Annotated in this window: 17 protein-coding genes; 9 read left to right on the top strand and 8 right to left on the bottom strand. The window is 40.5% G+C overall.

Annotation, left to right across the window (positions count from 1 at the left end):
* Positions 1-11 precede the first annotated feature (11 nt).
* The 5 genes from dcaP to MKL33_RS12480 are packed head-to-tail and all read right to left on the bottom strand — an operon-like array spanning position 12 to position 5,230.
* Complete coding sequence (gene dcaP / locus MKL33_RS12500; protein ID WP_270907057.1) at positions 12-1,328, bottom strand: outer membrane trimeric porin-like protein DcaP; 1,317 nt, start codon at positions 1,326-1,328, stop codon at positions 12-14.
* A 36-nt stretch (positions 1,329-1,364) separates the two neighbouring features.
* Positions 1,365-2,018 (bottom strand): 3-oxoacid CoA-transferase subunit B, encoded by a 654-nt coding sequence (locus MKL33_RS12495; protein ID WP_270907056.1) that lies wholly within the window; start codon positions 2,016-2,018, stop codon positions 1,365-1,367.
* Positions 2,018-2,686: a 3-oxoacid CoA-transferase subunit A gene (locus tag MKL33_RS12490; protein WP_000608696.1), complete on the bottom strand. Its 669-nt coding sequence runs from the start codon at positions 2,684-2,686 to the stop codon at positions 2,018-2,020. The genes MKL33_RS12495 and MKL33_RS12490 overlap by 1 nt, the downstream gene beginning before the upstream one ends.
* 47 nt (positions 2,687-2,733) lie before the next feature.
* The gene (locus MKL33_RS12485) at positions 2,734-4,017 is read right to left on the bottom strand and encodes an MFS transporter (protein ID WP_017481548.1); all 1,284 of its coding nucleotides are present in this window, start codon (positions 4,015-4,017) and stop codon (positions 2,734-2,736) included.
* 58 nt (positions 4,018-4,075) lie between these two features.
* A complete protein-coding gene (locus MKL33_RS12480; RefSeq protein ID WP_000617391.1) occupies positions 4,076-5,230 on the bottom strand; it encodes an acyl-CoA dehydrogenase family protein in 1,155 nt (384 codons plus the stop codon).
* Between the two features lie 311 nt (positions 5,231-5,541).
* Here MKL33_RS12480 and MKL33_RS12475 point away from each other — a divergent pair, with 311 nt between their 5' ends.
* The 6 genes from MKL33_RS12475 (at position 5,542) to MKL33_RS12450 (ending at position 12,114) form a co-directional block, all read left to right on the top strand.
* Positions 5,542-6,330 (top strand): enoyl-CoA hydratase, encoded by a 789-nt coding sequence (locus tag MKL33_RS12475; RefSeq protein ID WP_032062713.1) that lies wholly within the window; start codon positions 5,542-5,544, stop codon positions 6,328-6,330.
* A 29-nt stretch (positions 6,331-6,359) separates the two neighbouring features.
* The gene (locus MKL33_RS12470; RefSeq protein ID WP_270907055.1) at positions 6,360-7,121 is read left to right on the top strand and encodes an SDR family oxidoreductase; all 762 of its coding nucleotides are present in this window, start codon (positions 6,360-6,362) and stop codon (positions 7,119-7,121) included.
* Between the two features lie 61 nt (positions 7,122-7,182).
* A complete protein-coding gene (locus MKL33_RS12465; protein WP_270907054.1) occupies positions 7,183-8,706 on the top strand; it encodes a 3-hydroxyacyl-CoA dehydrogenase in 1,524 nt (507 codons plus the stop codon).
* Between the two features lie 14 nt (positions 8,707-8,720).
* Entirely contained in the window at positions 8,721-9,926 is a 1,206-nt protein-coding gene (locus MKL33_RS12460) for a 3-oxoadipyl-CoA thiolase (RefSeq protein ID WP_069036721.1), read from the top strand.
* 108 nt (positions 9,927-10,034) lie between these two features.
* The gene (locus MKL33_RS12455) at positions 10,035-10,877 is read left to right on the top strand and encodes an IclR family transcriptional regulator (RefSeq protein WP_000081480.1); all 843 of its coding nucleotides are present in this window, start codon (positions 10,035-10,037) and stop codon (positions 10,875-10,877) included.
* A gap of 64 nt (positions 10,878-10,941) precedes the next feature.
* Positions 10,942-12,114, top strand: a complete 1,173-nt coding sequence (locus tag MKL33_RS12450) for an MFS transporter (RefSeq protein WP_270907053.1) — start codon at positions 10,942-10,944, stop codon at positions 12,112-12,114.
* A 38-nt stretch (positions 12,115-12,152) separates the two neighbouring features.
* On the opposite strand, the gene MKL33_RS12445 is transcribed toward MKL33_RS12450, so the two are convergent.
* Entirely contained in the window at positions 12,153-13,124 is a 972-nt protein-coding gene (locus tag MKL33_RS12445; protein WP_032070492.1) for an NAD(P)H-dependent flavin oxidoreductase, read from the bottom strand.
* Positions 13,125-13,354: 230 nt separating this feature from the next.
* Between MKL33_RS12445 and MKL33_RS12440 the strand changes: the two genes are divergently transcribed.
* Positions 13,355-14,164 (top strand): enoyl-CoA hydratase, encoded by an 810-nt coding sequence (locus MKL33_RS12440; RefSeq protein ID WP_270907052.1) that lies wholly within the window; start codon positions 13,355-13,357, stop codon positions 14,162-14,164.
* Positions 14,165-14,228: 64 nt separating this feature from the next.
* On the opposite strand, the gene MKL33_RS12435 is transcribed toward MKL33_RS12440, so the two are convergent.
* Both MKL33_RS12435 and MKL33_RS12430 read right to left on the bottom strand, forming a co-directional pair.
* The gene (locus MKL33_RS12435) at positions 14,229-15,074 is read right to left on the bottom strand and encodes an IclR family transcriptional regulator (protein ID WP_270907280.1); all 846 of its coding nucleotides are present in this window, start codon (positions 15,072-15,074) and stop codon (positions 14,229-14,231) included.
* Positions 15,075-15,260: 186 nt separating this feature from the next.
* Positions 15,261-16,478 carry a CaiB/BaiF CoA transferase family protein gene (locus MKL33_RS12430; RefSeq protein ID WP_270907051.1) on the bottom strand — a complete coding sequence of 406 codons (1,218 nt, stop codon included), beginning with the start codon at positions 16,476-16,478 and terminating at the stop codon, positions 15,261-15,263.
* 331 nt (positions 16,479-16,809) lie between these two features.
* On the opposite strand from MKL33_RS12430, the gene MKL33_RS12425 reads away from it, so the two are divergent.
* Positions 16,810-17,961: an acyl-CoA dehydrogenase family protein gene (locus tag MKL33_RS12425; protein ID WP_270907050.1), complete on the top strand. Its 1,152-nt coding sequence runs from the start codon at positions 16,810-16,812 to the stop codon at positions 17,959-17,961.
* 61 nt (positions 17,962-18,022) lie between these two features.
* On the top strand, positions 18,023-19,273 hold the full coding sequence (locus tag MKL33_RS12420; protein WP_032056460.1) for an MFS transporter: 1,251 nt from the start codon (positions 18,023-18,025) through the stop codon (positions 19,271-19,273).
* Positions 19,274-19,422: the final 149 nt, after the last annotated feature.

Raw genomic sequence — 19,422 nt, 5'->3', positions numbered from 1 at the left:
TACGTCCCATTTTAGAATTTATACATCGATACAAAGTTTACACGTGATACATCAGCGGTTCTGCCATCAAATACTTCTCGTTTGCCTTGATGATATTCCATACCAATATCCATTTGCTCAATTGGTGAATAGAAAACGTTAGCTGCATAGTCAGTTAGGCGTTTGTTGGCATCTGGGTTAAGTTTGGCATAAGCCGTGTCATCATCATAATCAAACATTGAAGCCGATAAGTTTGCACGCCATTGCTCATTAAATTTATATGAATAACCAATATTGATGCTATTCAACTTATTCATAACCAAATCTGTTTTGTCTTCGTTTAAAGAAAAATCACCCGCGGCATTTAAACTTGCTGAATTTGCCAACCCACTTTGGGTGGTGTACGGCATAAATTTTTGATCACCGACAATATATTGATAATTTGCTTGTACCGATTGTTGTGGCGTGAGTTGATATTTTAAGCTGCCTCCTGCCCCCCAGCTTACTTTCTTCACCGTGGCAGTTGCCACATCTGTAGACTTTTCATTAATAAAGCCTTGAGCAAGTGCCGTTAAAGGACCTTGTTTATAAGTATAGCGACCCGTTAAAGTCGGAAATGCCGAGACTCTCGAACCTGTATATTCCAAGGCTACTTTTAAATCATTATTGGCATCGATTTTCCAGTCATACCGGATTTGAGGAGTACGCGTATAGGAAGTTCCTACAAATTGCGTGTAATCCACAGATTCTGTACGTGTCTCCATGTTGGACATGAGTGACCATGTTTGACCAAAGGTCCAATCCTTATAAGTGAAAAATGCATGACGAATACGGAATTTACCATCTCCTGTGCCCATGTTAGAGCTATCAAAGAAATCAGCTTCAATATTTCCCGTCACAGCTTTATTTGGGCTATTAAAATAAACGCCCAATCGGCTTGCATTAATCATGACATCGGAACGTGCATGGTTTGAACGTTTTTCACTTTCAAAAGGTGTTCGGTACAGACTACTGGTCGTTCTACCGCCCGAGTCTGGTGATGATTTAAAATCAACCGCTGCATCAATACGAGCGATACCGTAAACCTTCACATTATCTGTCCAAGTGACCCACGAAGGAGCAACAGGCTTCTCTGTTACAGTGGCCTTAGTTCTTTCAATATTTTCTTCAATTTTTACCTGTTTGACCTGTAAATTATTTTGGGTTTGTTTCTGAGCAGCAAGTTCTGCTTTTAATTTTTGCAGCTCAGTTTCTAGCAAATTAATTCTTTGTTCTGTCGTATCTGAAGAATTTGCAAAAATAGTCCCTGAAGCCGCAGCGCAAGCTGCAGCTAATATTAATTTTTTCATCTTTTAATCCTTAAAGAAGCGTTTTTCCGTGTGTATTTAGGCTACACGTGCATCGATTAGTTCACAGTCTGTGACTGCCTGTAGCTCATCAAAAGTTAAGCCTTCCACCATTTCTGTGACATAAGCTTTTTGGTCTTTGAGTTCAATAATGCATAAACCGGTATAAATACGATCTACACACTGCTCACCCGTCATTGGATAGCTCAGCTCTTTTACAATTTTGGACTCACCTTTTTTAGTGACATGTTCCATATAGACATAAATCGTTTTTGCGCCGACCGCCAAGTCCATAGCACCGCCGACTGCTGGTACATCATCCGCTTTACCGGTATGCCAGTTTGCCAAGTCTCCATTTACCGCAACTTGGAATGCACCAATCACACAAATGTCCAGATGGCCACCACGCATAATGTCAAACGAGTCGCCATGATGCATAAAGCATCCACCATCTAACAAAGTGACAAGTTCTTTTCCGGCATTAACCAAATCTTGGTCTTCTTCACCAGGTTGTGGTGGTGGACCAAAAGCTAAAACCCCATTTTCCGAATGTAGAAAGATTTCTTTGTCTTTAGGCAAAAATTTAGCAACGTTGGTTGGTAAGCCAATCCCTAAATTGACATAAGAACCTTCAGGAATGTCATTGGCAATGAGCTTGGCAATATCTTCACGAGAACGTTTTTGAACTGACATTAGATATCTCCTACTTTTACAACGTGCTGAACAAAAATTCCCGGTGTAATAATGCACTCTGGGTCAAGCGTTCCTAGCTCAACTGTGTCATTCACTTGAACAATCGTGGTCTTAGCGGCTTTTGCCATGATTGGCCCAAAATTACGAGCTGCTTTACGGTAAGTTAAATTGCCCCAGCGGTCGGCTTTATCGGCATAAATCAGTGCAAAATCAGCTTCAAGTGGATACTCAAGCACATAGTTTTTACCGTTAATGGTTCGGGTCTCTTTACCCTCGGCAACTTTGGTGCCATAACCAGTCGGCGTAAAAATAGCACCGAGACCAGCACCTGCGGCCTGAATACGACAAGCCAAATTACCTTGTGGAACCAGTTCTAACTCAATTTTTCCCGCTCTATATAAGTCTTGAAAAACGGTTGATCCAGCAGATTTCGGAAATGAACAAATCATTTTTTTAACACAGCCAGCAATAATGAGCTTGGTTAGGCCACGATCACCAGAAGCCGCATTGTTATTTACAATGGTGAGTTCTTTTTTTCCTAAATCGATTAAGGCTTCAATTAATTCAGCAGGTTGCCCAGTCACACCAAACCCGCCTGTCATGATGGTTGCCCCATCAGGAATAGCTTTTAAAATTGGTTCAATGTCACTGGTGATTTTATTTATCATCTCACTTGTCCCTTTTCATCGTTAATTTAAGGTGACAGATTGATCTGTCACTCTGCCTTTTGCGGGTTAAACAGTCGGTCTTTAATAAATAACAATGGGATTACACCGCAGATAAAATAAGCCGCAGCCATCACCAAGAGCCCTAAGCCAATAGAACCGTTTTGCGATAGAAAACCAATTGTTAATGGAGAGAAAATAGAAAGTACTTTGCCAATATTATAAGCACCACCCACTGCCGAGCCTCGAATAGAAGTCGGGAAACTTTCTGTCATATAGGTGGCATTAATTGCGTATGGAATACCGTAAAGGAAACCGAAGAACAGCATCATCCACAAAATATTCGTAGGCGTATTTAAATAGACAATGACCGGAATAAATAAAGCTGTGCCAATGGTTCCGAAAGCGAATACAGCGCGGCGCCCTAATTTGTCGGCAACGATCCCTGCAATCACTTTGGCAAACATCATAATCAGGAAAGTACCGACCATATACATGGCCATTTCTTTAAACTTGATGCCCAGATCAGACTCTAAATAAGCTGGTAACCAATTACTTACGCCGTAATAACCAAACTGCAATGCACCCGTACTGATAATCCAAAGAACAAACATGGTGCCATGTTTCTTATCTCTTAAAATCTCAAGATATGGATTTTGGCGTTTTTTAGGTTGGTTACTTTGAGCGACTTCTAGCGCTTTTAGTTGACGGGCTTTTTTCCATGACTCAGGTTCAGGTACACAAAAGTGCATCAAAACTGACAACACCACAGGCGCAATTGCAATCCAGTAAAGGAAACGCCAGCCATGTTCAGGAATAATATGTCCAGCTAATAAGGTCGCGAGCAAAGAACCCAGTGTATAACCAGTCATGAGAGTAGCCAAAACAGTCGAGCGATGTTTGGTTGGTACCATCTCAGACATTAAGATATTACAGGCAATATAAAGTGCGCCTAAGCCCATCGCTCCAAATGTTCTTAAAACTGCAAATTGCATATAAGAATCAGTAAAACCCAGCGCACTGGTTAAAACTGAAGAATAAGCAATAAAGAACACAATAATGCGAACTCGCCCAAAACGGTCACACGCCCAGCCACCAATCAGACCACCCACAGCCGATCCAAAAAGCGTTAAACTGCCTAACGTTCCGGCTTGTACACCGGTTAAATGAAATTCTGTTTTAAGACTGGTCAGGCTCAATGCCAAAAAACCTAAGTCTGCCCCATCACACAACAATGTTAAAAAAGCGAATATAAATGCGGTAATCCAAATCTTTTTTGGTGTCTGGATAGCTTCACTGCTAGCCGTATTTTGGGTAACTGTTTCTGTTGTCATGTCCATATCCTCAGAAGGAACATGAGGCATCCAATGCCTCATGGCATTTGATTTTTTATTAGGCTGTAGCTTCCCTAATCATGTTTTTGGCAATAATAATTTGTTGAACTTGCGTGGTTCCTTCATATAAACGGAACAAGCGCACATCGCGATAAAAACGCTCGATGGCATATTCACTGATATAGCCTGCACCACCGTGAATCTGTACGCAGCGGTCAGCAACGCGTCCGCACATTTCAGTTGCAAACATTTTTGCGCATGATGCTTCTGTACTAATATTTTCGCCATTGTCACGGCGGCGAGCCGCATCTAGGACCATACATTTAGCTGCATAAATCTCGGCTTTTGAGTCAGCAAGCATGGCTTGAATCAACTGGAAGTTTGCAATAGGTTGACCAAACTGCTTACGCTCAATCGCATAGTGCAATGCGTCGTTTAACATACGTTCGGCAACACCCACGCTATAGGCACCAATATGCAAACGCCCTTTATCAAGCACTTTCATGGCCGTTTTAAAACCAACACCTTCTACGCCCCCAATCAATGCAGAAGCAGGCACACGGCAATTTTCAAAAATCACATCACAAGTATGCGAGCCCTTTTGCCCCATTTTTTGGTCAATTTTGCCCAACGTAATGCCTGGTGTATTCGCTTCGACTAAAAAAGCTGAAATGCCACCCGACCCTTTAATTTCAGGATTCGTTCGAGCCATTACAGTGAAAGTTGCAGCATGGGGTGCATTGGTAATAAAACGTTTGGTACCGTTTAACACATAAAAATCACCATCTTTTACTGCACTGGTTTTTAAAGAGGCAGCATCAGAACCAGATTCAGGCTCGGTTAAACAAAATGAACCAATAATTTCGCCACTTGCATAACGCGGTAAATATTTCTGCTTTTGCTCTTCTGTACCATCAATCAAAATTGCACTTGAGCCAATCCCGTTATTGGTACCAATTAAAGAACGAAAAGCCGGTGAAGTTTGTCCAAGTTCAAATGCAACTCTAACCTCTTCTTCCATGGTGATGCCTAGACCACCATATTCTTCGGGAATTGTGAGCCCGAACAAACCTAGCTCACGCATTTGCTGCACAATGTCATCTGGAATTTTGTCTTTCTCTACCACTTCGTTTTCACGAGGGATCAATTCATTTTTTACAAAATCTCGAATTGTTGAAAGTAACTGCTCCAACATCCCTTCATCACGGATCATCTGTGATCTCCCTTTTTATGTATTTCCATCGCACCCATCAGCCATCTCCAGCTTGTCTGGATACCATGTTTTAAATCTTGTTTACTGCGGATGTGTTTCATAGTTCGAGAACGAAAATACAAATTTCAAGCTTTTTTGAAAATTAATTTCGTTAAACGAAATTTAAAAATACACCATTACAAAATATCAAACACTTAGCTTATTTAATAAATCATAATTGCTCTAATGGACTAAATAAGACTTGAAATAAATTCCAAAATAAGCATCATAAAAGGAATATAGTTTTGATGTGCGAAACAAGGAATTCAAAAATGAGTGTATCAATAGGGAATAATTTCGTAGAAGTCGACTTTTCTATTCAAAAAATAGCGATTGTAAAAATAAACCGACCTGAAGCAAAAAATGCATTGAATACAGAGGTTCGCAAACAACTAGCACAAGCTTTTACCGAATTAAGTTTTAACGATGAGATCAATGCGGTTGTGCTCACAGGTGGTGAAGAGGTCTTTGCCGCAGGTGCAGATCTAAAAGAAATGGCAACCGCAACTTCAACAGAAATGTTATTGCGCCATACCGAACGTTATTGGAATGCGATTGCTCAGTGTCCTAAACCCGTGATTGCTGCTGTAAATGGGTATGCATTAGGTGGTGGCTGTGAACTTGCAATGCATGCTGACATTATTATTGCAGGTAAAGGCGCAACCTTTGGCCAACCAGAAATTAAAGTCGGTTTAATGCCGGGTGCTGGTGGTACACAACGTTTATTTCGTGCTGTGGGTAAATTCCATGCCATGCGCATGATTATGACGGGTGCCATGGTAAAAGCCGAAGAAGCTTATATCATCGGTCTTGTTTCACAAGTCACAGAAGATGACCAAACCATTCCAACTGCGATTCAAATGGCGCAAAGCCTCGCAAAAATGCCTCCTATTGCCCTGCAACAAATTAAAGAAGTTGCACTAATGAGCGAAGACGTTCCATTAAATGCAGGCTTAACGCTAGAACGAAAAGCATTCCAGTTACTGTTTTCTACCGAAGATAAAAATGAAGGCGTTCAAGCTTTTATCGAAAAGCGTAAGCCGTCTTATCAAGGTAAATAATTTAAAACCATAATAACAAAGGAATGAAAATGACCAGAAAAGTATTGATTAGTGCAGGCGGTTCAGGGATTGGACGATGCATTGCTGAAATCTTTTTAAACAATCAGGATGAAGTTTTTGTTTGCGATATTAATGCTAAAAGCCTAGAACAATTTCAACAAGATTATCCAAAGCTACATATATATACGTGTGATTTGGCTGATCATGAGCAAATTAAACTCATGTTTAGTCATGCAGTTCAGAAACTTGGCGGTATTGATATTTTAGTCAATAACACAGGCATTTCAGGCCCAACCATTGCCGCAGATGAACTAAGTTTTGAAGATTGGAATACAGTTATAAATTTAAACCTGAATAGCACTTTTTTAATTACTCAGTTAGCCATTCCCTATTTAAAGCAAGCAGAAGCAGGCGTGATCATTAATATGTCATCTATTGCCGGACGCTTAGGCTATCCATACCGATTAGCTTACTCTACTTCAAAATGGGGTCTGATCGGTTTTACCAAAACGCTTTCTATGGAACTCGGTGCAGATAATATTCGAGTTAACGCTATTCTTCCGGGTGCAGTCGATGGTGATCGAGTTCAACGTGTATTACAGGCCCGTGCCGATGTAGCGCATACCTCACTTGAAGAAGTGACTCAAAATGCACTGAAAAATCAGTCGCTCAAGTATTTTGTCAATCCAAAGCATATTGCAGATTTATGCCTATTTTTAGCATCAGACAGTGGTAGCTCAATTTCAGGACAAATCTTACCCATTGATGGTGATAAACAATGCTTAAGCTAAATCACCCAACCCTATTTTTCCGTTTAATTTCAAATATAGATTAATCATCAGGATGATCGACATGACTTATGATATTAAAAGCATGGCTGTGATTGGTGTAGGTGTCATGGGCAGTGGTATTGCTCAAATTGCTGCGCAGTCAGGTCATACCACTTATTTATATGATGCCAAAGAAGGCGCCGCAGAACAGGCTAAAGAAAAACTGGCTGCTACATTTCAAAAATTAGTCGATAAAAATAAGATTACATCTGAGCAAGCAGTAGTGGCAAACAACCATTTAATTGTTGCTCATCAAATTGAAGATTTAAAAAATTGCGACCTGATTGTAGAAGCAATTGTTGAACGTCTTGATATCAAACAAAGCTTGATGCAACAACTTGAAGATATTGTTTCGGATAATACTATTTTAGCCTCAAACACCTCTTCTCTTTCTATTACAGCCATTGCGGCAAACTGTAAAAAGCCTGAGCGTGTTGTGGGTTATCATTTTTTTAACCCAGTTCCACTCATGAAAGTGGTCGAAGTCATTCGTGGTTTAAAAACAGATCCACTTATTATTGATGCTTTAAACGATCTGTCTCGTGCATTTGGTCATCGTCCTGTTGTTGCGAAGGACACCCCTGGATTTATTATTAATCACGCGGGCAGAGCTTATGGAACAGAAGCGCTTAAAATTTTAAATGAGAACGTCTGTGATATCAGTGAAATTGATCGAATTTTACGTGACGGCGTTGGTTTTAGAATGGGTCCTTTTGAATTACTCGATTTAACAGGTCTTGATGTTTCTCATCCAGTCATGGAGTCGATTTATCACCAATACTATGAAGAAGCCCGCTACAAACCAAACCCGCTCACCAAACAAATGCTAGATGCCAAACAACTTGGACGTAAAGTTAATCAAGGTTTTTATAACTATGAAACTGGTTCAAAAACAGGTGAACAACCTGCGAAGTTTGTAGAGCGTTTAGCACAATATCCAAAAGTTTGGATTGCGGCAGATTTTTTAGACGATAAAAAACAGCTCGAAGATTATTTAACTCAGCAAAATATTACCTTAGACACCAATTCGGAACCACAAACAGATAGCTTATGTTTGCTCGCTTGTTACGGCGAAGACACAACCCAAGCGGCGACCCGTCTAGGGATTAACCCTGAACATGCTGTTGCTATAGACATGCTTTATGGCATTGCAAAGCACCGTACCTTGATGCCTTCACTTATTACCAAACCTGAATACCGACAAGCCGCTCACTCTATTTTCAATCTAGATGGAAACCTGGTCAGCATGATTAATGAAAGTATTGGCTTTGTTGCACAGCGCGTTTTAGCCATGGTCATTAATTTAGGCTGTGATATTGCCCAGCAAAATGTTGCCACTGTAGATGACATTAATGCCGCGGTACGTCTTGGCTTAGGCTATCCATTTGGCCCAATCGAATGGGGCGATCAAGTCGGTAGCGAAAAAATCTTACTCATTCTAAACCGTATAACCGCACTTACACATGATCCGCGTTACCGCCCTAGCCCGTGGTTACAGCGTCGTGTCGCACTTCGTTTACCTCTTACTTTTACTCACGAGTCTTGAAAAGGAATTTCTCAATGTTAAATGCATATATCTATGATGGTTTACGTAGTCCATTTGGCCGTCATGCAGGTGAACTTGCCTCAATTCGCCCTGATGATTTAGCCGCAACTGTCATTCAAAAACTACTAGAAAAAACTGGTGTTCCGGGTGCTGATATTGAAGATGTGATTTTAGGCGACACCAACCAAGCGGGTGAAGATAGCCGTAATGTGGCACGAAATGCGCTATTACTTGCAGGTTTACCTGTTACTGTACCGGGCCAGACGGTAAACCGCCTATGTGCTAGTGGTTTAGGTGCTGTGATTGACTCAGCACGTGCCATTACTTGTGGTGAAGGCGAACTCTATATCGCAGGTGGTGTAGAAAGTATGTCTCGCGCACCTTTTGTGATGGGTAAAGCCGAAAGTGCTTATAGCCGTGATGCAAAAATTTATGACACCACCATTGGATCTCGTTTTCCAAATAAAAAAATTATTGCTCAGTACGGCGGTCATTCAATGCCTGAAACGGGCGATAACGTCGCAGCCGAGTTTGGCATTAGCCGTGAACAAGCTGACTTATTTGCAGCCCAATCACAAGCCAAATATCAAAAAGCCAAAGAAGAAGGTTTCTTTGCCGATGAAATTACCCCAATTGAGGTTTTCCAAGGCAAAAAATTGCCCCCTAAACTCGTTTCAGAAGATGAACACCCTCGCCCAAGCTCAACTGTTGAAGCACTTACAAAGTTAAAGCCTCTATTTGAAAGTGGTGTGGTCACTGCTGGTAATGCGTCAGGTATTAATGATGGTGCAGCAGCACTTTTGATTGGTTCAGAAGCAGCAGGTCAAAAATATGGCTTAAAACCAATGGCAAAAATCTTGTCAGCAGCAGCTGCGGGTATTGAGCCACGCATTATGGGTGCAGGTCCGATCGAAGCCATTAAAAAAGCTGTTGCGCGTGCTGGCCTTACTTTAGATGACATGGACATTATCGAAATTAATGAAGCCTTTGCTTCACAAGTTTTATCTTGTTTAAAAGGTTTGAATGTTGATTTTAATGACCCGCGTGTGAACCCGAACGGTGGTGCGATTGCAGTTGGTCATCCACTTGGTGCATCTGGCGCTCGTCTTAGCTTAACAGTAGCTCGCGAGTTAATCCGCCGTAAAAAGAAATATGCCGTGGTGAGCCTATGTATTGGTGTAGGTCAAGGTCTTGCAATGGTGATTGAAAACGTTTCATAACCATGAACCAGATATCCATTCATCACAACAGCGCAGTGATGAATGGATTTATTTTGCAGAGCGAAATATAATGGCAAAACTATTGCTTTAATTATATTTGAGGATCGAATGTCTCAAAACACGGAAACTGAAAAACCAATAAATTTTGATGAGATACGTTTAGATCCTATTTCGCATATACATCGGGAAAACAACCCGCAATTTATTGCTTCTTTAGCACGCGGTTTAGAACTTTTAAGATGCTTTTCTGCAAATAATCAGGTGCTTGGCAACCAAGAATTAGCAAAAATGACAGGTTTACCTAAACCGACCATTGCACGTATTACCAATACCCTTGTGTCATTAGGTTATTTAAAACAATTGCCTAACTCGACCAAATACACACTAGATATTGGTGTCTTATCTTTAGGATATGCAGCTTTATCTAACATCTCGATTCGTAATATTGCTCATCAATATATGGAAGAGATGAGTCAGTATGTTCAAGCGCCTGTGGCGATGGCAACGCGTGACCGCTTAAATATGGTGTATATCGATGTTGTGCAAATTGAAACTGCATTAAATATGCGCCGTCCAATTGGTTCGACTTTGCCAATCCATAGTAGTTCAATGGGACGAGCATGCTTGGCTGCGACCCCTGAACGTGAGCGCAATTTTCTACTTGATGCGTTGAAACAAAAAAATCCAGAAAACTGGCCAGCCATAAAACGTTCTTTAGAACGAGCTTTCCGTGATTACCAAGATTATGGATATTGTTTGTCTTTAGGTGAGTGGCATAAAGAAGTGAACTCGGTGGCTGTACCTTTGGTCAGCTCGAAACACGGTCTTTATGTTTTTAACTGTGGTGCGCCAAGTTTTCATTTAAATCCGGAAAAACTTGAAGGTGAAATTGGACCACGTTTAATCCACATGGTGCACAATATTCAAGATGCCTTGAATGAAACGCACTAATAACCGTGCTTAAAACAGTCATGGTTGTGTTGATTAAAGGTCCACTTTCATTATGACTATAGGCATGATGAAAAACGCACTCTATACTCCAACCATTATTTTAATGGCAATTGCCGCAGGCATTTGTACAGGTGGAAATTATTTTAGTCAGCCACTTATTCATTCAATTAGTGTAAGCCTAGATTTAACCGAAACGACTACAGCGTGGGTGCCAACTCTAGCCCAAATCACCTACGCATGTGGCTTACTCTTTTTAATGCCGTTGGGAGACATAATAGAAAAGCGCAAGCTGCTATTTATCTTTATGTTATTGGCTTCAAGTGGATTAATTATTAGCGGGTTTTCGCACAATATTTATCTTTTACTGCTTGGCACCGTCATTACTGGTCTATTTTCCAGTTCAGCCCAACTGTTGTTACCGCTTGCTGCAAGTCTGGTTCCGATTCAACAAAGCGGCCGTGTGGTTGGCTTTTTACTGAGCGGACTGATGATGGGGGTTTTACTCGCCCGTTCCCTTTCAGGGCTGATGTCTACGCTTTTCGCTTGGAATATTATTTATCTCGTCAGTGGTTTTCTATTACTTGTTATTGCCTTTATTTTGCATCGTAATATCGGGTTATTTCTACCGACTAAATCTGAAAACTATGTAAAAACAATTCGCTCTCTTCCACAGATTTTTATTCAAAATCGACGGTTAAGAACCAGAACTTATATTGGTGGTTTTACATTTGCTTGTGTAAGTTTAACTTTTACCACCATGTCATTGCTTCTGGCTCCAGCACCTTATTTTTTTAGCGACTTTACCATTGGTCTTTTCGGTTTTGTTGGCGTGTTAGGAACATTTGTTGCCAATTTTTCAGGCAAATTTATTGACCAAGGCTATATTCATAAAATTTCAATTTATTGCGGCGTTGGCCTTATTTTAAGTTGGGTTCTGTTTTTACTTTTACCCTACCATTTCGCCTTTTATATTATTGCCTTACTCATTCTCTACGCTTCTCTTTCTGCTGTACATGTCACCAATCAAAGTATTGTATTTAAACTTAATCAAGAATTACGTTCGCGGTTTAACGCGATTTATATGACAGGTTACTTTGCTGGAGGCGCTTTAGGCACAACGGCAGGAAGTTATGCTTGGAAACACTTCGGATGGACGGGCGTCTGTATTTTAGGCTTAATTTTTGCCGTTTTATGTCTTTATTATTGTGTGAGTGATGCAAAAAATCAGCACAATTAAAACTTGTGCTGATCTTATATAAAGTAGGCAATAGTTCGTTATAGAACCCCTAATAACCGACCACGAATAATATCTTCTGCCTCTTTGACAATCCGGCTAACCAGTTCATCGCATGTCGGAATATCATGGATTAAGCTTGCCACTAACCCACATGACCATGCACCTGCATTTACATCGCCATCAATCATGACTTTTGGATAAACCCCTGCAACTTCTTCAATAATATCTTCAAACTTAATGTTATCGCCGAGTGCTTTTTCTTTTGCCACGATTTTTTCTACAGCAGCATTATTCATGACACGTTCAGTATTTCGTAAAGCACGCATAATTAAACGTGTATCTCTTTCGGTTGCATTCAGAATCGCCTGCTTCACATTTGCATGTACGGGAGCTTCCTGAGTCGCAATAAAACGCGTTCCCATGTTAATTCCATCGGCTCCCATCGCTAATGCAGCAGCCAGTGAGCGTCCATCTGCCATCCCACCTGAGGCAACAAACGGAATTTCTAATGCATCAGCAGCTAAAGGCAATAAAATCATATTGGGCACATCATCCTCACCGGGGTGACCACCACACTCAAATCCATCTACAGAAACCGCATCGCACCCAATTTGCTGAGCTTTTAAGCTATGTCGAACCGAAGTACATTTATGAATTACTTTAATACCAGCAGCCTTTAAATATGGCATGACTTGTTCAGGATTACGCCCCGCTGTTTCTACAACCTTTACTCCGCCTTTAATGATTGCTTCTACAAAACCCGGATAATCAGGAGTATTTACCGTAGGCAAAAAGGTTAAATTTACCCCAAAAGGCTTGTCGGTCATTTCTCGGCAACGTGCAATTTCTTTTGCCAGATTTTCAGGCGTACGCTGAGTCAGGCCAGTGATAATACCTAACCCACCCGCGTTTGAAACCGCAGCCGCAAGCTCTGCAAAACCAACATAATGCATACCGCCTTGAATAATTGGATGCTCAATTTCAAATAATTCTGTAATTTTGGTCTTCATATTCTTTCCACTCACTGTTCTATAGCTAGCCTCTTATTTCCTTAGCAGAGCTAGATGCTTATTTACGCATAAATCCTATCAGCATTTAAAGTAATTCAAGTTAAAAATTTCACAATACAAAATTATATACCACAATATAAAACAAAATAATTGATAACGGAATTATTTTTCGATAGCATTATTTTAATAAGTTTAATTTTTAGACAGAAAGTTATTTAAAGGAATGAATCATGCAGCAGGACAACAAAACTCAAAACCAGCTTAAAACAGGCACAATTCATGAATCTTTTGATAGAAATATACTAACGCTCACCATGAGTAATCACACTAAAAAGAATGCGATTAATTATGAAATGTATGCAGCCCTAAGTCAGGCATTAGATCAAGCTGCAACTAATCAAGATATTCATGTCGTTGTGCTGACTGGTGAAAACTCCGCATTTACCAGCGGCAATGATGTCAATGCATTTGAAAAACGCGATACCACCAGTTCAGAACCACCCGCTTCGATTGTTTTCTTAAAAAGCTTAGCAACGTTTCCAAAACCGATTATTGCTAAAGTAAATGGTGTAGCAATTGGTATTGGTAGCACCATGCTTCTACATTGCGACCTTGTGTATGCAAGCCAAAACTCTATTTTCCAATTCCCCTTTGTGAATTTGGGACTTGTACCTGAAGCGGGTTCAAGTTACATCTTGCCAAGACTATTGGGCTTTGCTCGAGCTTCGGAAATTATTTTACTCGGTGAAAAGTTTTCGGCAGACCAAGCAAAAAATTATGGTCTGGTAAATGAAATATTTGAAGCCGCTGAGTTGGATCAGGTAGTTGAAGATGTGGCAATCAAATTAGCCCAGAAACCAAGCCAAGCCTTACAACTGAGTAAAAAGTTACTAAGAGATATGCCAATCGATGATCTACTCAATCGTATTGATCATGAGTCGACTATTTTCTCACACTGTTTACAGGGTTCCGAGTTTAAAGAAGCATTAAATGCTTTCAAAGAAAAAAGAAAACCGAACTTTCACAAGCAAACAGCCTAAATGCACCCACTAAAAAGCCAGCATTGAACATCAAAGCTGGCTTTTATAAATAAATCAAATACGTTTAGCTAATCTCGGTACGAATATTATTCACCATGTGTAAAAGACGCGGTGCAATATCTTCTTCAAGTTTTTCACGGTTCATAATAAAACTTGGACCACCACAGTTGAACACCAGCAAACCATGTTGTTCATGAATCAGTGGAACTGCAACCGAATTGACATCTTTATGCCATTCACCGATTGAAAAACAGTATCCAAAATCTTGGTAATCTTTGAAAGCTTTGTCTAGATCACGATTAATTTTGATCCAGTCTTCTTTGTGTTTGCTACGGATGGCATCAAGTAAAAATTCTCTTTCGTCTTCAGGCATTGCAGCTAAACATGCACGCCCCATAGAACTTAAATGAATCGGTAAATAAGTTCCAACTTGACGGCGCATGGTCATATTGCCTTTGCCTTGTACCACATCAAGATAAATCATGTTCAATCGATCGCGTGTTGCCATGGCTACAGCAGCGCCAGCATAGTCTGCCAAATTTTTCATATATGGATGAGCAATAGAGCGAATCGATACGTTAGACAACATGGAATAACCAAATGCAAGAACACCAACTGAAAGCTGGAATTTACTTGAGTTAGGTACTTGTTTGATATAACCCAAACGCGACAAGGTATGTGTGAGGCGAGTAATGGTTGGTTTTGGCAAACCTGTCATTTGAGCAAGCTCTTGGTTGCCCAAATGCTGATGCTTCGGTGTAAAACAACGTAATAGCTCTAAACCACGTGCTAATGCAGTAATAAATTGGCGATCATTTTCATCCTGCATGTCTTCAATCGGATGTAATAATTCATACCTTAAAGGCGCTAATAATTTTTCTGTCTGTTCTGCATCGACTGCATCGTTCATTGTCATACCAATCCATATTTTGTTTCGCACTGCGAAAATTATAATCTATTTTTTCTATAAATAGCAAAAGAGCAAACATCCAAGTCTGCATCTAAAAGATAACTTCATTTAACTCATTAAAGCGAAAGATTAAATATTTTATTTTCTGATTTTAAATATAATTTTAATCTTCCGCTTTTAAGCCACCTACCCAATTACACCTTTTTCTTTGAGCTCAGCCAGTTTTTCTGAAGAAACCACTCTTCCCAAAACTGCCTGCGTATGTTCACCCAACAATGGAGGAGCTGTTTTGTATTCAACAGGCGTTCTAGAAAGTTTGATTGGCGAGCCAATTACCTTCAATTTCTCACGTTGAGGATGGTTCATCTCGACTAACATTTCTCGGGCAATTACTTGCGGCTCTTGAAAAGCTTGTTCCAAGTTATTGATTACACCTACGGGAACTTTAGCCGCATAGATTGCATCTACCCATTCATCTGCTGTTTTTGTTAAAAAGTGAGTTTGTAGAATCCCGATAATTTCATCACGATGCTTAATGCGGTCTGCATTTCTGGCAAAACGTGCATCATTTGGTAAATCGGGTAACCCAATACTTCGACAGAGCTGAATAAACTGAGTGTCATTTCCACATGCAATAATAAAATCACGGTCAGAAGCTTTGAACACTTGATAAGGCACAATATTGGCGTGTGCATTGCCATAACGTTTAGGGATATTACCCGATGAAAGATAGTTCATTCCCTGATTTGCCATTGTGGCAATTTGAACATCAAGCAAAGCCATATCAATGTATTGGCCTAAACCTGTCACATGGCGGTTGAGTAAAGCAGCCTGTATGGCAATCGTAGAATAAAGTCCCGTGGCTAAATCAGAAAATGCGACCCCTACTTTTTGTGGACCGCCACCCGGCAAATCATCTCGCTCACCCGTGACTGACATAAGACCGCCCATGCCCTGAATAATAAAGTCATAACCGGGCTCTTCTGCTCTTGGACCATTTTGACCAAAACCTGTTATCGAGCAATACACCAGTTTAGGGTTAATCGCAGATAAAGACTCATAGTCCAAACCGTACTTTTTTAGAGACCCCGCTTTGTAGTTTTCAATCACGACATCGGTGTCTTGAATGAGGGCTTTAATCAATTCTTGACCATCAGGACTCGCAATGTCGATGGCAACCGATAGTTTATTGCGGTTGGTCGACTGATAATAAGCGGCTTCTTGAGTGTCTTGGCCTGAGTCATCTTTCATCCAAGGCGGCCCCCAAGAACGGGTATCGTCACCGACTTTCGGTCGTTCAATCTTGATGACTTCTGCGCCTAAATCGACAAGAATCTGCCCACACCAAGGTCCAGCCAATACCCGACTTAAGTCAAGCACCCGAATTCCATTTAAAGCACCCATCTTCATCCCACTATATTTTGTGATTCATTTCCTATTGGAAAATTTATCCATTTAAAATTTCGCATAGCGATATATATTTTTAATATACACAGCTCTTTTTAAAAATCAAACTTTAATTTTCCACTAAAAATAATGATTTTTTATAAGAAAATATAGCTTAAATAAATCAATAAATTAGCCAAACATAAATCAATAACAAAGTATCGCATTGCGAAATTAATTTTCAAAATATATTGTTTTGCATTCATCCTTTGATTACTATCGCTTCAAATATTGGTGATTTTACGAACATCACATTGATGTTTTCTGCATGTAGTAAAAGGACGAGACTATGATTCGAGATCAGGAAACCTTAAATCAACTTGTTGATATGATTCAACAATTTGTTGAGGGTGTATTAATTCCTCATGAGAATGAAGTCGCTGAAACGGATGAAATTCCTCAAGATATCGTTGAGCAAATGAAAGCGCTGGGCTTATTTGGTTTAACCATTCCTGAAGAGTACGAAGGTCTTGGCCTGACAATGGAAGAAGAAGTCTATGTGGCTTTTGAATTAGGCCGTACCTCTCCTGCTTTTCGCTCTCTCATTGGGACCAATAATGGCATTGGCTCAAGTGGCCTGATTATTGATGGGACCGAAGCACAAAAATCATTTTTCTTGCCACGTTTAGCACGTGGTGAAGTGATCAGTTCGTTTTGCTTAACCGAACCAGATGCAGGCTCTGATGCAGCCTCTTTAAAAACCAGCGCTGTAAAAGAGGGTGACTTTTATATTTTAAATGGCACCAAACGCTTTATTACCAATGCTCCGCACGCTGGTGTATTTACAGTCATGGCACGTACAAACACTGATATTAAAGGCGCTGGTGGTATTTCTGCTTTTATTGTTGATAGCCAAACTCCGGGCATTTCTCTTGGCAAACGCGATAAAAAGATGGGACAAAAAGGTGCCCATACTTGTGACGTTATTTTTGAAAATTGTCGCATTCCAGCCTCAGCGCTCATTGGTGGTGTAGAAGGTGTTGGTTTTAAAACGGCCATGAAAGTACTCGATAAAGGCCGTTTGCATATTGCGGCTTTGAGTGTCGGCGCAGCAACACGAATGCTAGACGACTCTTTAAATTACGCCATCGAACGCAAGCAATTTGGACAACCGATTGCCGAATTTCAACTCATTCAAGCCATGCTTGCCGACTCAAAAGCTGAAATTTATGCCGCTAAATGTATGGTCTTAGACGCTGCACGCCTACGCGATGCAGAACAAAACGTTAGCACTGAAGCCTCATGCGCAAAAATGTTTGCAACCGAAATGTGTGGCCGCGTTGCTGATCGCTGCGTACAAATTCACGGTGGTGCGGGTTACATCAGTGAATATGCCATTGAACGTTTTTATCGAGATGTTCGTCTGTTCCGTCTCTATGAAGGGACTACTCAAATTCAACAAGTGATTATTGCCCGAAACATGATTCGCGCTGCGTCTTAATCAAATTTTAAGCGCTTCAAAACGACTTGAAGTGCTTTTTATCAAATGTAGGTAATGGATTATGGCTACAAATTACAAAGAAGGTCTTTCTCGTATACAGCCTCATACGTGGAAAATAGCTTTTACTTTTGCTTTTCTAGCACTGTTGGTAGATGGTGCAGATTTGATGATGCTGTCTTATAGCTTAAATAGTATTAAGGCAGATTTTGGATTAAGTTCAGTACAAGCAGGTATGCTTGGCAGTTTCACACTGGCAGGCATGGCTGTTGGTGGAATTTTTGGGGGATGGGCGTGCGATAAATTTGGTCGTGTTCGCATTGTTGTTATTTCTATTTTAACTTTCTCGCTCCTCACCTGTGGCTTAGGTTTTACTCAAAGCTTTCTTCAGTTTGGTATTTTAAGATTTTTTGCATCACTGGGTTTAGGTTCACTTTATATCGCCTGTAATACCCTCATGGCCGAATATGTCCCAACCCGTTATCGCACCACAGTACTGGGCACTTTACAAGCTGGTTGGACGGTTGGCTATATTGTTGCGACTTTGCTTGCAGGTTGGATTATTCCTGATTATGGCTGGCGCATGCTGTTTTATGTTGCGATTATTCCGGTCATTATTGCTGTTCTCATGCATGTGCTTGTACCCGAACCAGAAGCATGGCAACAGTCACGACTACAACAACCAGTCGTGGCTCAGAATGCTCAAAAAACTTCAGCATTTAAGCTTATTTTCCAAGATAAACGAAACCGCAATATGTTTATCTTGTGGGCTTTAACGGCAGGTTTTTTACAGTTTGGCTATTATGGTGTAAATAACTGGATGCCGTCATACCTTGAAAGTGAACTCGGTATGAAATTTAAGGAAATGACCGCCTATATGGTAGGTACATATACCGCCATGATTTTGGGTAAAGTTCTTGCGGGCATGATGGCCGATAAATTAGGACGTCGTTTTACCTATGCTTTTGGTGCAATCGGCACTGCTATTTTCCTACCTTTAATTGTTTTTTATAACTCTCCAAGCAACATTCTATATTTACTGGTGACCTTTGGTTTCCTCTACGGCATCCCTTATGGCGTAAATGCAACCTACATGACCGAAAGTTTTGCAACAGCAATCCGCGGTACAGCCATTGGTGGTGCTTATAACGTCGGACGTTTAGGTGCTGCTTTAGCCCCTGCAACGATTGGTTTCTTAGCCTCTGGCGGCTCAATTGGGTTAGGTTTTGTCGTGATGGGTGCTGCCTACCTGATTTGTGGCGTGATACCAGCCCTATTTATTAAAGAAAAATTATATGACCCTCAAAAGTCATAAAAAGATCTATCACATAGGTCATATGCCTATCTGATTGATGGTGCTAACGATCGAAACATGTGTTTTAAATCGTTAGCCGGAAATAAGGAATTTACTCCTCAAAGTTATTCCTTATTTCCACATATGTAGAGTTTATTACTCTTCATTTT

It is taken from the genome of Acinetobacter sp. AOR43_HL, assembly GCF_027854635.1.
In the GTDB taxonomy this organism is placed as follows: domain Bacteria; phylum Pseudomonadota; class Gammaproteobacteria; order Pseudomonadales; family Moraxellaceae; genus Acinetobacter; species Acinetobacter pittii.
Note: the sequence above shows the minus strand (reverse complement) of the source record. Positions and strands in the feature narration are given on the sequence as shown.

Coding starts and splice junctions, on each gene's coding strand:
- dcaP (WP_270907057.1), bottom strand. CDS start 1,328: ATGAAAAAATTAATATTAGCTGCAGCTTGCGCTGCGGCTTCAGGGACT.
- MKL33_RS12495 (WP_270907056.1), bottom strand. CDS start 2,018: ATGTCAGTTCAAAAACGTTCTCGTGAAGATATTGCCAAGCTCATTGCC.
- MKL33_RS12490 (WP_000608696.1), bottom strand. CDS start 2,686: ATGATAAATAAAATCACCAGTGACATTGAACCAATTTTAAAAGCTATT.
- MKL33_RS12485 (WP_017481548.1), bottom strand. CDS start 4,017: ATGACAACAGAAACAGTTACCCAAAATACGGCTAGCAGTGAAGCTATC.
- MKL33_RS12480 (WP_000617391.1), bottom strand. CDS start 5,230: ATGATCCGTGATGAAGGGATGTTGGAGCAGTTACTTTCAACAATTCGA.
- MKL33_RS12475 (WP_032062713.1), top strand. CDS start 5,542: ATGAGTGTATCAATAGGGAATAATTTCGTAGAAGTCGACTTTTCTATT.
- MKL33_RS12470 (WP_270907055.1), top strand. CDS start 6,360: ATGACCAGAAAAGTATTGATTAGTGCAGGCGGTTCAGGGATTGGACGA.
- MKL33_RS12465 (WP_270907054.1), top strand. CDS start 7,183: ATGACTTATGATATTAAAAGCATGGCTGTGATTGGTGTAGGTGTCATG.
- MKL33_RS12460 (WP_069036721.1), top strand. CDS start 8,721: ATGTTAAATGCATATATCTATGATGGTTTACGTAGTCCATTTGGCCGT.
- MKL33_RS12455 (WP_000081480.1), top strand. CDS start 10,035: ATGTCTCAAAACACGGAAACTGAAAAACCAATAAATTTTGATGAGATA.
- MKL33_RS12450 (WP_270907053.1), top strand. CDS start 10,942: ATGATGAAAAACGCACTCTATACTCCAACCATTATTTTAATGGCAATT.
- MKL33_RS12445 (WP_032070492.1), bottom strand. CDS start 13,124: ATGAAGACCAAAATTACAGAATTATTTGAAATTGAGCATCCAATTATT.
- MKL33_RS12440 (WP_270907052.1), top strand. CDS start 13,355: ATGCAGCAGGACAACAAAACTCAAAACCAGCTTAAAACAGGCACAATT.
- MKL33_RS12435 (WP_270907280.1), bottom strand. CDS start 15,074: ATGAACGATGCAGTCGATGCAGAACAGACAGAAAAATTATTAGCGCCT.
- MKL33_RS12430 (WP_270907051.1), bottom strand. CDS start 16,478: ATGGGTGCTTTAAATGGAATTCGGGTGCTTGACTTAAGTCGGGTATTG.
- MKL33_RS12425 (WP_270907050.1), top strand. CDS start 16,810: ATGATTCGAGATCAGGAAACCTTAAATCAACTTGTTGATATGATTCAA.
- MKL33_RS12420 (WP_032056460.1), top strand. CDS start 18,023: ATGGCTACAAATTACAAAGAAGGTCTTTCTCGTATACAGCCTCATACG.